The sequence below is a fragment of the Symploca atlantica LB2515 genome, assembly GCF_052546295.1.
In genome coordinates this window covers 2173670-2187679 of record NZ_JBQWMT010000001.1, presented here as the reverse complement: position 1 = coordinate 2187679, position 14010 = coordinate 2173670, and the positions used below count along the sequence as shown (strand labels likewise).

Genomic DNA, 14010 nt, shown 5'->3' with positions numbered 1-14010 from the left:
AACTCTGCCAGCCCATTTTTGATAAATATGGAATAACTCGATTTGAGCTTTAGACAAAACAGTAAATACAAATTTTTCTATAAAAAATTTCTCAAACATCTTATATTTTCTCAATCATTACCGAACTTGTAATTTTCAATTCATACGATAGTTAACTAGCTAAAGATGAACATTAATAAACCTCGCGTAAGCATTGGACTACCAGTATATAATGGCGATAATTTTCTCAGAGAGGCTCTGGACTCAATTTTGGCTCAGACTTTTGAGAATTTTGAGCTAATCATCTCAGATAATGCCTCGACTGACAAAACTGAGGAGATTTGCAGAGAATACGCGGCTAAAGATCAACGCGTCCGTTACTATCGAAATGAATATAACCTTGGTGCTGCCCCAAATTACAATCGTGTTTTTGAGTTAGCTACAGGTGATTATTTTAAGTGGTGTGCTCATGACGATTTGTGTGCTCCAGAGTTTCTAGAGCGTTGTGTCGAGTTACTTGAGCAAGATGCTTCCGTAGTTTTATGTCACACGCAAACAAAGATTATAGATGAACAGGGAAGATTCTTAAGAGATAATCATACTCAGAGAAAAGCTGATTCACCGAAACCTGAACTACGCTTTCGTGAGCTCCTCTATGAGAACGACTGCTTTCAGATTTTTGGCTTGATACGTTCTAGCCTTCTTAGAAAGACACAACTTATAGAAAGTTATGGACATGGAGATGGAGTTTTATTAGCCAGACTTGGACTCATGGGTAAATTCCACGAGATTCCTGAGTATTTGTTCTTCAACAGAGAACATTCCCAAATGTCCATGCAAATAGCTCACTCTACTTACGAAGCGTACACATCTTGGTTTGACGCAACAAGAAAGGGAAAGATTGGACTTCCACGGTGGAGAAGATTTTGGGGGTACTGTGTATCGGTGTGGGAAACCCCACTAAGTTGGCAAAAACGAATCTGGTGCTATCGACACCTAGTGAGTTGGTTGCGAGGAAATCGCAAATTTCTACAAGAAGATTTGGTTCTAGCTAGTACAAAATATCTGAAACTTTTGAGGAACAATGATAGCCTCTCCTAAAGGTTCAAATTAGGGTTCATCGCTTTAATAACAAACCTCTTGCCAATTGGTGATTTCCATATTTATCCGCGATTTTAAGTTATTTGGCAATTAAAACAAGGATTATATTTTGCTAATTTCATATTTCTTCCTATCAGCTTGATGTTCTTGCCAGCGCATGCCGATTACACTAGCTATGTAGAGCATGTAGGCTGGTTCTTCCATTTGTGTAAAAATAAATCCGCAAACCAATACCGTCAGCATAATAAATTTAGGCATCTCGTCCAGACAAAGCCGGCGCCAGACTATAGAACAGAGATAGAGGTAACTTCCCAGTCCGAGAAAGCCAAAATCTCCCCAAATGCCTGCCCAGCCGAAGAAAGGAGCAAACATGCTACTTCCCTCCGCTAGCCAGCTTGATGCCACGTAAGCCCAAACGCGATCGCTAACAGGCACAGTCTCACCAAAAGGAACATTGGTTGCTCCCAATGGCGATAACAAAGAACTATAGTCTCTAATCATCCACCCTCCTAATCGACCTATGGTATGACCAGGACCAAGACCGAGCCACCAGTTCACGGGTGAATGAAAATAGGTAGTAATAATACGAATTCCTGAAGACTTCAGTAATGTAGCTTCACCTTCCGGGCCATACATTTCTGGTCTAGCCCAGGTTGCAAAAGCACCAAGAGCTTCTATATTTTGTACAGCCCAGGTAAAGACAACAACGAAAATAACTGTACCTGTTAGGTACATTATAGTTTTGCCAATATTTTTGATATTACTGAAAGTTAGAATTATAAATGCCAAAAGAAACATTAAGACTACCTGCTTGGCATCCGCAAATTGTATATTCAGAAAACCGCTAACTAGTACCAAAGCCCTTAACCACATTGGCTTTGTCTTAGAAGTTACGAAGTAATAAACAGCAAAAGTACAGGAAACTGAAGCCCCAACAACATGACCTGATCCTGAGCGGTAAAATACTCCTTGAATGTTGTCGCAATCTCCAGGTAAGTGGCAGAAACCCAAACCATACTGGGCGAAAATTAAAAAGAGATGGAAAAAGACAAAACCTGCCATCCAGGATTTAATGCGATCAAAAGTGGCAGGAGACATGGGTATACAAATTATTGCCAGCAGCAGCATGAATGGTTCAGCCAGAAGCAAGAAGCCTAGAACTACGTTAATAGCTCCTGCACCGTTCCACAAAGCACTAGCAAATCCAACTGTGAGAAAGAGCCATAAGCCAAACAAAATTTCTCTAGAAATTGAAATTTGGCTGGTGTCTTTCGTACGGGTTTTGAGTAAGGCAACTCCACAGGTAAGTGGTACTGTGGCAAAGTGCAGAAAGTTAATTGGTGCTGGAGCTCCCGCCGATTCGAGGAGGCGCGGCAAAAAAGCGCTGGCAAACGTCCACAATACCAGAGTAGAGGTCTTAATATAGCCCTTTTTTTTCTTGAGATTTGTAGGCTTTACATTCATTTACTGACCTCCGTCTTCAGGTATTCTGGTATATTAAGTTTCCGCTTTTTCGGACAAAGCATTCTCCTCTCTAGCTTTGGCAGACAATACTAGTGGAAGATGGCGATGGAAATTAGCAAAGAATCCCTCAGGGGAGATTCGTTGTTCCCAAATCCGGCGGCATTCATGTTGTAAATCTACAAATTCTTGTGGTGAAAGCTTTTCATGGAACTCAGCTATCTTCTGGGCGATGAATGGGAGTTCGTTTTCCTCTAACCAAACACAGTATTTCTTCCAATCTATCTCAAAGTCGTAGGGCAGGACACAATCTGTATTGATAAAAACTGGAATTCGTCCACAACAGAGAGCTTCGTAGAAACGAAAAGAATAGTTCCCAGAACCACGACAACAGAAAATATAGTCGCTCTCCACCATATTCTGCACAAACTCCAGCCGTATTTTCTTTTGAAAGTTTAGGTCGGGTTCCTGGAAAAAAACAGGGCGTTCTCTTTCAATGAAGTTAGTTTCTATGAACGGACTTTTCGACAAAATCGGTAGGGCTTGAAACCTTAAAAGATGACCGATATAATAGGGTGGTATACCTGTTTTATTTTTGGATAAAAGTCTTTTGCTTCGGTATAGTAAAAGTTTGGCGTAGGTTTTCAGGTTTCTTTTTACTGCAAAACCACAGAAGCCAACAACTGGTTTGGGACGCTTTTCCCGAATGGGTATTTGGTTGTTAAGGTATTTCTCTACAAAGTCTTCACTCCAGGCAGGCATAGCAAAATCATTAGACTTTTTAACAGAACGATAAAGAGAATGGCGAAATACTAAATTACTCTCGATAGGTAATTTAACATGTGAACAATCACCGCCAAAAAAGCTTGCTGATAGCTTGTCTGCTTCTCTGGCTTGTTCAATGAACTTAATTGATAGACTTTCCTGCCTAGAACTCAGAGCGGGTTCCCAGTTGCTGGGAACAATAGCTAAATCAGCTTCCTCTAGAGAAGACATCTCAAAAAGAGAATGACCTATTTCCATATATTTGTCGAGCAGACAACTTTGTGGGGAGTTGGGATTTTCTAGATCTAGAGGCTTTCCCCAAAAGGGAGATAGTATAGCTTCGCCGCCGGTTACTTTTGGTAGATAGTTTGCGTCGGAGAAGATTTTCAGTTTCATTATCTCACTTACTCTTTTATTCAAAAAATTACAACAATAAAGTTGATCTGATAACTGAACTTGAAAAGGTTCAAAATTTATCAAGTAATCAAAGCTGTTCTGGTCTGGGCGTAAATGTTCATTAGCTGCTGGTAGTTTTTTTCGGCAGTGTACTTACCTTCAAACTCTGCCCTTGCCTCCCGGCGCATCTGAGCAACTTCTGAGGGGTGTGCTAGTACCCATTTCACCTGCACAGCAAGTTCTCCCGGATCTCCGGGACGGAAATGGAGACCAGTACGACCAGAGTCCACCAATTCTGCGATCGCACCAATATTAGCCGCAATCACAGGAGTACCTTTGGCAAAAGCCTCAACGGCCACCCGACCGAAGGTTTCGTACCATTTGGATGGGAAAATTAAAACCAGTGCTTCTCCCATTAGCTGATGAACTTCGGACATTGGTCTACGTCCTAACCACTCCACTTGCGGGAGTCGTTGCGCTGCTTCTGCCACCTGAGATTCTAGAGGACCTTCCCCAACTATCTTGAGAGGCAGGTGTTCGCCCAAAAGCTCCCAGGCGGCTAGTAATGTGTCTAGTCCTTTCTCTACAGAAAGCCGACCGACAAAGAGGGCATATCTGCCGCTTCCAGTTCCCAGGGCAGGTTCAGGGTGGACAAAGTTGGGCTTGACCATAATCTTTTTGGCCGGAAGACCACCCTCGATAAACTTCTGCCGAGCAAACTCGGTCAGAGCAATGTAGATATCCACCATCTCTGTCCAGGTGTGCATAGCTCGGTGTGCCATGAGCATCGCGCTGACTACCCCCGTAGCCGCATGGCTGTCTCGGTAGCAAGCATGCTGAATACCGGACAAAGGAACAGACTTTCCTAAGCAGTCCTCACAAACCTGACCATTGCGGAAAAAAAGGGCATTAGGACACAGAAGGCGGTAGTTGTGCAAGGTCTGAACAACGGGAACTCCCTCGGCTTTTGCTGCATAGTAGACCGAGGGGGAGATCAAAGGTAGAAAGTTTTGTACGTGAACCAGATGATGAGGCTGCGCCCTTAACCGCTCTCTTACGATTTGGTAAGCTTCCTGAGACCAAATGGTTTTAGTAGCTGTACGCAGTGTACCCAAAGACGCTACACGCTCGTTATTTTCTTCGTACACTTCAACCGAGTGACCTCTTTCTCGCAGAAGGCTCACTTCTGCTTTGTGGCACTCGTCTTCGCCACCGCGAATTTGATAGCGGTTATGTACACTCAGGATGCGCATCCTAGTTTCCTTCGTGAAGTCGCACGGTTGAATGGGTTAATTTACTCTTGTGTAGCTCGGCGTGCTGCCGGAGACAGTTTTTGTTTCCACACGCGAGGTATGGAATAGGAGGGATTGGCCGCGATGGACATACCAAGATACAAAACAGCTTGTAAATACTGCTGTTCAGCAAAAAATAAGCCAGCTTTCCGATACCAAAACTGACCCAAAGTCCGTATCTGTCGATCCAGGCGTGATAGTGTTGGTAGCTTTTTTTCTTCTTCAATAAACTGATTCAAATCCGGCACCTCTTTACCGGCGACCCGAGCACGATGACGGGCGACAACACATCGGGCCAATGTCTGCTGTAAAAAGAACTTCTGCATCGAAGCACTCTGGGAATGGATGCGATACAACAGTAAGGGTTCTGGAATTGCTAGTACCGGACCATGATCGCCCATACGGTCAAAAAGCTCATAATCTTCCGTTGGGTGAAAACCTTCAGTGTATCCGCCTTCCTTCAAAAAGATTTCTTTGTTCAACAAAGCGCTAGGCTGGATGACAAATGGCACTTCTCCTGCACGACGCAGTGCATAAAATTCTTCTTCGGTAGTTGGTCCTTGTCGGACTAGGCTGAGGATTTTTCCGGTAGCACTAATGTGATTGGCATAACTACCCCAAATCACAACTTTAGGATTAGCTTTTGCCGCATTAATTTGTTTTTCCAATCGATTCGGTAGGGCTATATCATCCGCATCCATCACTGCTATCCAGGGATATTTAGCGGCTTGAACCCCAGCATTTCTTGCCCCACTGCAGCCAATATGACCGCTTTTAATTACCTGGATGCGATTATCTTGTTTCAGATAACGATCAATCACCTCTAGAGTGTTATCGGTTGAGCCATCATCAACAATAATCAGTTCAAAGTCTCGAAAAGTTTGGTTTAATATACTCTCAATTGCTAGACCAATGAATTTGGCTGCATTGTAAGCAGGCATTACCACACTGATCATCTGTTACTCCTGGAAGCTTTCCCTTGTGTTTTTTCAAAGATGTCTTCGTAGAGCTGTGCCAAATGCTCTCCCCTAGTTTCCCAAGCAAATTCTTCTCTTAACTGCTTTTTCCCTGCCTCTCCCATACGTTTTAGGAGAGCTGAGTCCTTTGCCAGACGCACCATGGCTTCTGCTAAGCCGCCTACTGCCTGCTCAGGGTCAAAAGCCGGGATTTTAAAGCCAGTTTCTTGGGTGACTTGAACACCAGGTCCTCCCAAGTCCAGACAGATCACTGGACGACCCGTTGCCATTGCCTCTAGACACACCCATCCCCCAGAGTCGTGTAAGCTGGGATGAACTAGAACATGGCATTCCCTTAATTTACCTAAACTCTCCTCGCGAGGTAGTCTCCCCCAAAATTTAACCTGTGGGGCCACTCCCAAGTCTTTGGCAAGAGTTGCCAGTTCCTCCTGTTCAGGGCCATCCCCCAATAGCCAGTACTCGGCGTCAGGTAAGTTGGCTTGAGCAAAAGCCCGAATCCCCAGATGAAAGCCCTTCCAGTGCAGTAGCCGACCCATACTAATGAATCTTACGGGGCAACTATCAGGCATAGCGTACTGGCCAAGATGGGCGATTTCTTCGGCTGGTAGACCTGTCTCAGGAAAAATTTCTACCTGATTCACACCCATTTTGTACAATCGCTTGGCCGTATCTTCGGTAGTTGCCCGAATGAAGGCACTTCTTTTGGCAGTAAGACGTACAAAGGGATCGCGCTCCCCTAGCCAGCGAACTAGGTCTCGCGCAGTTTCGTAGGCTCTGGCACGAGGACTAAAATCTCGCCAGAAAGGCTTTGGTGCAGATTCTCCACCACCGACGGGTCCCCAGATAAAAGGCACTGGCAATAGAGAAAGGAAACTAGGGCTTGAGTACTTAACAAAAGTTACATGGTGAACAATGTCAAAGCCAATTTGATGATGCAGGCGACGGGCAAAAAAGTAGGCTTGAATTTGCCATAAGTAGTAGTGAATTTGCATCGCCCCGCTTTGGTTCAAGCGCCAAAATCCTCCAATAAGAGGGAGATTGCAGTAGACAAAGTGCAGGTTAGGCACTGGGTTACGGGCTAGTTCGGCTTCAATGATTTCTCCGCTTTCGTCAGGTCGAGTCAGTACCCAAACTTCGTGGTGCTTGGCTACTTCCCGAGCAACATTCCAACCAACGCCAGGTTCAGAACCTCTACCCGGTTCACAGGAATAGGCAGAAATGAGAACTTTGAGTTTTTTCATGCTCTCTCTCCTAGGTTCAGTGCCTTAGGTTTCAGCCATAAAGTAATTTGCAGTTGTGTCCATTTTCCTAGCCATGCAATTAACTTGGTCAAAAATAAAAATGTTCCTATTAGCAATCCATACCTTTCCCGAAAGAAAAAAAACTTTGTTGGCAACCGATATGGTGATTTTTTATTCCAAAACAATGATTGAAAGATAGCGGCAGGAGTAAGTCCTGGTTTAAAGTAGTCTTGAAAATTTAGCTTGGCGTGAACTGAACCAATTAAAGTTACTTGAATATCTCCGACAAGACATGCTTTGAAACCGGAGCGTGTTGCTTTTAAGGTATACATATCGTCTCCTGAATAGTGAGGAAACTTACTAGCATCTGGAGAACCTATTTGGCGAAATACTGACGCGGGAATTCCTACACACCAACCAGACATGCCGTCAACAAATATAACTTCACCAGGCTTGGCTGCACACCCTTGCCGACCTTGAAAACCATTGTGTTGTTGGGTCAAAGAATCTGCTTCGCTAGAATAACAAGTCGGCGCTACCAGAGTGTCTGGATGAGTACGCATAAATTCTATTAATCGTGGCAAAGTTTTGGCATCAGGAATGCAATCATCGTTGAGCCAAATGAAATATTCTGCTCCCTGTTCATAGGCATGCTTCATGCCTAAAGCCATAGCTCCTGTCCACCAAAGATCTCCATTGCCCGGTAAGACTATTACTTCCGGATAAAAAGTATTGATAGCTTCTTTAGTGCCATCAGTAGAAGCATCATCAACAATTACAACGTAATATCGCTGGAGATCACCACACTTTTCTAGGTTTTTTAAACACGCTAGTGTTGTTTCTTTACGATTGTGGACAGGGATAACAATGTATACAGGCTCTTTTGTGATAAAAACTTCTGACATTATTAATATTTATAACTAAGAATAGAATTACTTGCAAAAATAGTTGTGCGCCCTTAATTGACTGTATTTTTTATATACTCAACCCTTCAAGACAAATCCCACTACTTCAGCCAAAGTTTTCGATACAGCTTCAGGAGTATGGTTATTCATAATTTGCTTAGATTGTTCACCCATTTTGCTGATTAAACCAGGATTATTCATGAAATGTTTCATTAATTCAGCTAACTTTTCCGGCTCATGGGGGTCAAAGATACGGCCATTTTCTCCATCAGCCACGATTTCCTTAGCTCCCGCCCATTTAGAACAAAGAATCGGTTTGCCAAACATCATGGCTTCAACAGCTACCAGACCCCAGACATCTTCAAGGGTAGGAAATATAAAAACATCAGCCTTGTCAAAATAGGCTCCCACCTGCTCATATTTAACATAACCAACCCATTTGACCCGATTTTCTAGATTGTGGGTTTTGACGAAACTCTCAAGTTCTGAGCGTTGAGGACCATCACCTACAATTAGTAATGTATAGTCTTGATCCCCTTGAGCTTGAAGAATTGAGCATGCCTTTAGCAATTCATGCAAACCCTTCCTCGGAATAAGGTTTCCTGCAAAAATAAAGATCGGGTGCCGTAGTTCTGAAGTAGTTAGCTCAACATTTTCGAGATTAGGTGAATAAGTTTTGGGGTGTGGTACTAGGTAAGGTCTATCAAAAACACAATTCTCTCTAGCTCCAATCACCTTGCTCAGATAAGCTTTACCTGTATGATTATTGGTGATAAATGCATCTGTAAAACGTGCCATGAGGCGACGCTGAAATAAACGTAGCCAAGACCCTTGATAGTCTACTCCTGGTGAACTGCCATCGTACACGATAACAACTCGCCATTTGCACCATCCTTTCAAAAGCAAAGCAAATATTGTCCAAACGGAGAAAGCTGTGGAGAAGACTACGTCTGGCTTAAATTTTAGTAGATGACCAACAATGCTGGGAGATAAGTAGGTAAAGGAGGGACCGTAACTTTTTGATGACCCAGATTTCGAGAGAATTTTTATCTTTCCTACCTGCTTGACAGTAAAAGAATCTTCGAATCCAGGAAGAAAACCGGGCCAATCAGCAGTGAAGACCATCGTCTGTGGAAGTAATCGCGCAAATTCACTCATTATCGGTTGCCAGTAAGCTCCTGCTCCTTGCAAGAGCCAAGCAATTCTAGGGTAGTCACTATTCTGATTCACTAGAGATTCCTCTAACACCGTCCTAACCATATTTTTACAGGTATGCATGACACATTTATTTGGTTATCTTGTCAGATAAATCTGCTAAGGTACTGCTCTACATTTAGACAGATTGAAAGATTACCTGCGCAAATTGTTCGGCAGAATTTTGTTCAGCAAAGAGCTTCATTTTGTTGAAGTCAGCTAATGCTTCAGAAGATTGCAGCAAGAACTGAGTCAATCCCTTAGCAATTTCACTCGGTACTGTCGAATCTATGGTTAAACCGAGTTGCCAGTGGCGAGTTACTTCTCCCATGAGACCATAGTCAGAAGACAAAAGAGGCTTTCCTGCCGCTGCAGCTTGTACTAGAGTGCCACTCATACCAACGTGCCGCTGGTAAGGGGCTAGAATGACATCTGAACTTTGGAAATACAACTGAACTTCTTGCTCAGGAACAAACTGATCACGGACGATAATTTGTACAGGCAATAACTGAGAGATTTCTACAATCCGTTTTTGAATTGGTGAATCCTCAGTGGCAAACAGTTGACCTACTAACAAAATACAAAGCTTCTGGCAAAGGTTAGGGGATAACGTAGAAATCGCTTCCAGTAATTCGTGAATACCTTTACGACTATCATATAGCGCACCGAATAAGAGAAAAACTTTCCTATCAAGCTCAATTCCCAATTGAGCTTTAAAATTTTCTAGATTGTGTTGTTCAGGAACATCGTATATTTGTACAGGATCTGGCAAATGAATGGCTTGTGCTTGACCACGGAATTGCTCCATGTGTTTGACAACAAAAGGATCCAGACAAAATAAATTGCGTAACTGTGGATGATGCATTACCCGAGGTAAAGTAATAAGCTTCTCGCGCAAGTGCTGCACACGCTCTTTCCAAGAAGGTACATGTTGAGAGAAGTTACTGTAATGAAACGTTGGTCTAAAATAAATGCCAGAAAATGGGCAGGAAAGCTTGGCTTTACAGGCTACTGCTGCTTGGAAGGAGTCGAAGTAAAGTAGCAGACATTGAGTAGCACCCAGCAAAGTAGCGTATTTGTGGAGTAATTTCCACTCTTGAAAGGAACGCAAAGCACGATTCCAAGAAGATTTCCTGGGTATAAGGCTTGCTTCTTCTTCAGGCGTAATTGCTACAAAATTCAGGCTTTGTTGATGATAACTTGTCGCGATATTTACAACGTCAGCATGATTTTGTACGAACTTAGGAGAAACCACAATATCCAGATGACCTGGTAATTCTTGTTTACACCAATACTCAGCTAAGTGCCTAATATAGCTGGCATAGTGTCCTCCGTAAGCGAGTTCAAACACTAAAATCTTGCGATCGTGAGTATCAAGCTGGCGGTCTTCAATCTTTGATATAGAATTTTCTTGGGTGATAGTCATTACCACAACTTATTCTGTAAATGAAATAAAATTAATTGTTTCTTAAAGCTTAAATGATAAATATAAGAAATTAATCAAAAAAACTACTTTTGGCATTTGTCTTTTTCTAGAATTTCAGCGTAAAGAGACAAGTAGCGGCTAGCTTGTCGCTCTAGGGCAAATTCCTGTTCAGCTTTTTGCCGAGCTTCAATCCTTAGTGTGCTGTGACGTTCTTCATCTTCTAATACCCAAGCAATTCCCTTAGCTAAATCATCAATGTCAAAGGGATGAACTAAGTAACCGTTTTTTTGATGGTCAACAATATCTTTTAATCCCGTCGCCTTAAAAGCAACAACTGGTGTTCCACAAGCTAGTGATTCAGAGGCAGTTTGTCCAAAAGATTCCTGAATAGATGGCACAATCATCACATCAGCAGCTGAATAGGCACGCCTTAAGGAGAGGGGCTCATTTAATTGACCTAGATAGTGAGCTTTAAAGCCTAAATCAACTGGTTTTTCCGGTTGAGATGAACCAAAAACTACCAGCTCTATTTGGTCGTGCCAGCCAGATTTACTCAAGCTTTGTAGAGCTGGAAGGAGAAGATGAAATCCCTTTCTTTTATCCTGAGTCGCGCTTAGTGCACCAAAAAGAATCAATTTTTTATCTTGAGGTAAATTCAGGGAATGACGGGATTCTTGTTGATTGATTGGTTGAAATTTTTCTGTATCTAGGCAGAAGGGAATTACTTCTACTCGTCGATTTCTAAAAAGTGAGCTAGAGCTGGCACAATCAGCCATCCAGGAGCTGGGTGCGACAATGGTTAGGTTAAGATGCTTCCAAGCTTTAGCTTTACGTTGCCATACCCAGCGTGATAAATCAGATTCTTGACCACTGCGTAGTTGAGGGCAAGCACCACAGGAATTTGTATAGCGATCGCACTCTTGATTGTAGTGACATCCTCCAGTGAAAGGCCACATATCTTGGAGTGTCCAAACCAAAGGAACCTTGAAGTTCTTGAGATCTTCTATTTTTAAATATTCCCAGCCTACCCAATGTAGGTTAATGATGCTAGCGTTGAAATTTTTAATCCTATTCTTAATTAAAGAAGGGGTAGCATTTATCGAAAAAGTGGTCTTGCGACCAAAACTTTGGCTAAGAATACTACCGAATAGTTTGGCTTGGAGTTTTTTGAATAATACAGTCTGTTTATCGAGCTTAACTACTGATTGATACTCTGATCCCTTTTGCATGACCAGCATTGAGGAATCTGCTTTTTCCTTAAGCAATCCTAGGTGCAAGCGTGAGGCAGCATGCCCAGCACCTGAACCTTCATGCATTGCTAGATGTAAAATTTTCATCTTTATAGACCATTTTTGTTCTCAAGTAAAAAAATAGGTACTAAGTAGTAATTTATCAAGGTAGTAAATAGTTTAAACGCCTATTTTCCATAGAGCTCAATAATAACTACTACTAAATCCATTCCTGAAGTTCAACATCGTAACGCAAGATACTACCTTTATTGAAAATCGTTTTGACTTTAAAAGGTGCAGACCACATAATTTTGTCAAAAATAGCCAGGGCAAATTCATGCAGTTTTGGCTTTAATAGCATACTACGCTTCTCTTCGTAGTAAGCATTGTTACCTGTTCCTGATAGTTGCCCTCTGTGGAATTTAAATCCGCCAAGATATGATTTGACAATCTTTAGATCACAAATTTTGGAAAATTGTAGCCACAGATAAAAATCACCTGCATACTTAAATTTTGATAAATGTTCAAAATCAATTAAACTATTTAGAGAAGAAGACCAAAAAGTAGATTCTTGCTGGACAGTTGGTAATTCCTTCCCATAATAACCACAAGCAAAAAGCTCCTTCCGGTATTTGAAAGGTAATGTAACTTCCACAATCTGCGACTTTTCATTATAAAAAACACTATATCCAGTCAACCAACTCGCTTTTCCTGATTCAAAAATCTCTAGTACCACATCAAAAGCATGTTTATTGTAATAGTCTCCTGCATTAATATAGGCAATAATATCTCCCGATGCCATTTTCAATCCCTTAGATAAAGCATCGTACATGCCGGCATCTGGTTCAGAGATTATTTTTAGATAGTCACACTTATATTCCTGTTTAATAGAGTCGATTATATCGACTGTTTTATCAGTTGAATTTCCATCACATATTATATATTCTAGTTCAGCTTTTTTGGATAAAATTGCTGTTTGCTCAATAACTGACCTAACTGTTTCTTCAATATACTTTTCTGCGTTAAAGCAAGGAGTAATAATAGAAAACTTTATCATGATTTATTTATTAAAAGTTTTTTAGCAAAAATCAACGATGTCTTGGAATTGAATATAATTATAAATTTTTCAAATATAATTATTAGTAAACTTATAATTTCTTGTTTAATCCTTAATAACTTTCGTTTGCCACTTTTTCCGCCAAGATAAGTATCAAAATAATACTGATCTGCAAGGCGATGACTAGTAACAAAAGGAGGATGTTTTATATCTGAAATGTTTGTAAGTGGTAAACCAGCTAAAGAGTTAGTATCAAAAGTATGTGTAGCATCAACTCCGAAGCCAATATTTGAGATCAGATTAGAGTTCGGAACTATTGACAAGCCATTTTGACACCAGCAAGCATAAATCCACTGGTAGTCCCATGAATTGATACTTCCGTCAAAGGTACAGTCGAATCTATTGACCCAGTATTTCTTATCTAAAAAATCTTCACAGTACGAATCGATTAAATCTAGTTCTTTATATTCTGGCCAAGTTTTCATCTCGACATCATAATACTGCCATGCTCTTCGCCAAGTAGCCCAACCCCAAATAAACATATGTTTTGAAAAAAAATAACTATAGGAAGTTCTAGATTGACCTGATTGAAAATTGGAACCTCCAATCATCATAATTCGATCATCATGTCTGTACTTTTCCAGTAGAGCCTCACAAAAAGAAAAGAAAGACGGTGCAGGCAGGCAGTCATCTTCTAAAATAATCGCTTCTTCAACCTCTGAAAATACCCAGTCTAATCCAGTTGATACACGTCGTTTACAGCCTAAGTTTTTTTCGGAGAAGTTAGTTAATACTTCACAATCCCAGTCAACTCGGTCAATAATTTTACGAGTAGCAGCGCACTTTTCTACTTCACCCGGCAGGTGTGTACGAGGACCATCTGCAACTACTAATAGCTTAGTTGGTTGTGCTTGGCGAATTAATTCAAATACTTTCTCAGTAGTGTCTGGTCGGTTAAATATCAAAAAAGCAACTGGAGTTTTCACA

The 14010-nt window shown here is 41.6% G+C and carries 12 protein-coding genes; 1 reads left to right on the top strand and 11 read right to left on the bottom strand.

Annotated elements, in window-relative coordinates; all coding sequences use genetic code 11:
* Window positions 1–165 precede the first annotated feature (165 nt).
* A complete protein-coding gene (locus tag ACT7WV_RS09220; RefSeq protein ID WP_445102622.1) occupies window positions 166–1080 on the top strand; it encodes a glycosyltransferase family 2 protein in 915 nt (304 codons plus the stop codon).
* A gap of 102 nt (window positions 1081–1182) precedes the next feature.
* On the opposite strand, the gene ACT7WV_RS09215 is transcribed toward ACT7WV_RS09220, so the two are convergent.
* The 11 genes from ACT7WV_RS09215 to ACT7WV_RS09165 form a co-directional block, all read right to left on the bottom strand.
* Window positions 1183–2544, bottom strand: a complete 1362-nt coding sequence (locus ACT7WV_RS09215) for a hypothetical protein (RefSeq protein ID WP_445102621.1) — start codon at window positions 2542–2544, stop codon at window positions 1183–1185.
* A gap of 33 nt (window positions 2545–2577) precedes the next feature.
* Complete coding sequence (locus ACT7WV_RS09210; RefSeq protein ID WP_445102620.1) at window positions 2578–3702, bottom strand: exostosin domain-containing protein; 1125 nt, start codon at window positions 3700–3702, stop codon at window positions 2578–2580.
* Window positions 3703–3782: 80 nt separating this feature from the next.
* Window positions 3783–4955, bottom strand: coding sequence for a glycosyltransferase (locus tag ACT7WV_RS09205; protein ID WP_445102619.1), 1173 nt, complete (start codon window positions 4953–4955; stop codon window positions 3783–3785).
* A 41-nt stretch (window positions 4956–4996) separates the two neighbouring features.
* Window positions 4997–5950 (bottom strand): glycosyltransferase family 2 protein, encoded by a 954-nt coding sequence (locus tag ACT7WV_RS09200; RefSeq protein ID WP_445102618.1) that lies wholly within the window; start codon window positions 5948–5950, stop codon window positions 4997–4999.
* Window positions 5947–7212: a glycosyltransferase family 4 protein gene (locus ACT7WV_RS09195; protein WP_445102617.1), complete on the bottom strand. Its 1266-nt coding sequence runs from the start codon at window positions 7210–7212 to the stop codon at window positions 5947–5949. The genes ACT7WV_RS09200 and ACT7WV_RS09195 overlap by 4 nt, the downstream gene beginning before the upstream one ends.
* A complete protein-coding gene (locus tag ACT7WV_RS09190; RefSeq protein ID WP_445102616.1) occupies window positions 7209–8117 on the bottom strand; it encodes a glycosyltransferase family 2 protein in 909 nt (302 codons plus the stop codon). Before ACT7WV_RS09190 ends, ACT7WV_RS09195 begins: the two co-directional genes overlap by 4 nt.
* A 78-nt stretch (window positions 8118–8195) precedes the next feature.
* Window positions 8196–9347 carry a glycosyltransferase family 4 protein gene (locus ACT7WV_RS09185; protein ID WP_445102615.1) on the bottom strand — a complete coding sequence of 384 codons (1152 nt, stop codon included), beginning with the start codon at window positions 9345–9347 and terminating at the stop codon, window positions 8196–8198.
* Window positions 9348–9450: 103 nt separating this feature from the next.
* Window positions 9451–10737 (bottom strand): glycosyltransferase family 4 protein, encoded by a 1287-nt coding sequence (locus tag ACT7WV_RS09180; RefSeq protein WP_445102614.1) that lies wholly within the window; start codon window positions 10735–10737, stop codon window positions 9451–9453.
* Between the two features lie 83 nt (window positions 10738–10820).
* Entirely contained in the window at window positions 10821–12074 is a 1254-nt protein-coding gene (locus ACT7WV_RS09175; RefSeq protein WP_463424159.1) for a glycosyltransferase family 4 protein, read from the bottom strand.
* Window positions 12075–12186: 112 nt separating this feature from the next.
* Window positions 12187–13023, bottom strand: coding sequence for a glycosyltransferase (locus ACT7WV_RS09170; RefSeq protein ID WP_445102613.1), 837 nt, complete (start codon window positions 13021–13023; stop codon window positions 12187–12189).
* Complete coding sequence (locus tag ACT7WV_RS09165; RefSeq protein ID WP_445102612.1) at window positions 13020–14009, bottom strand: glycosyltransferase family 2 protein; 990 nt, start codon at window positions 14007–14009, stop codon at window positions 13020–13022. The genes ACT7WV_RS09170 and ACT7WV_RS09165 overlap by 4 nt, the downstream gene beginning before the upstream one ends.
* Between the last annotated feature and the right edge of the window lies 1 nt (window position 14010).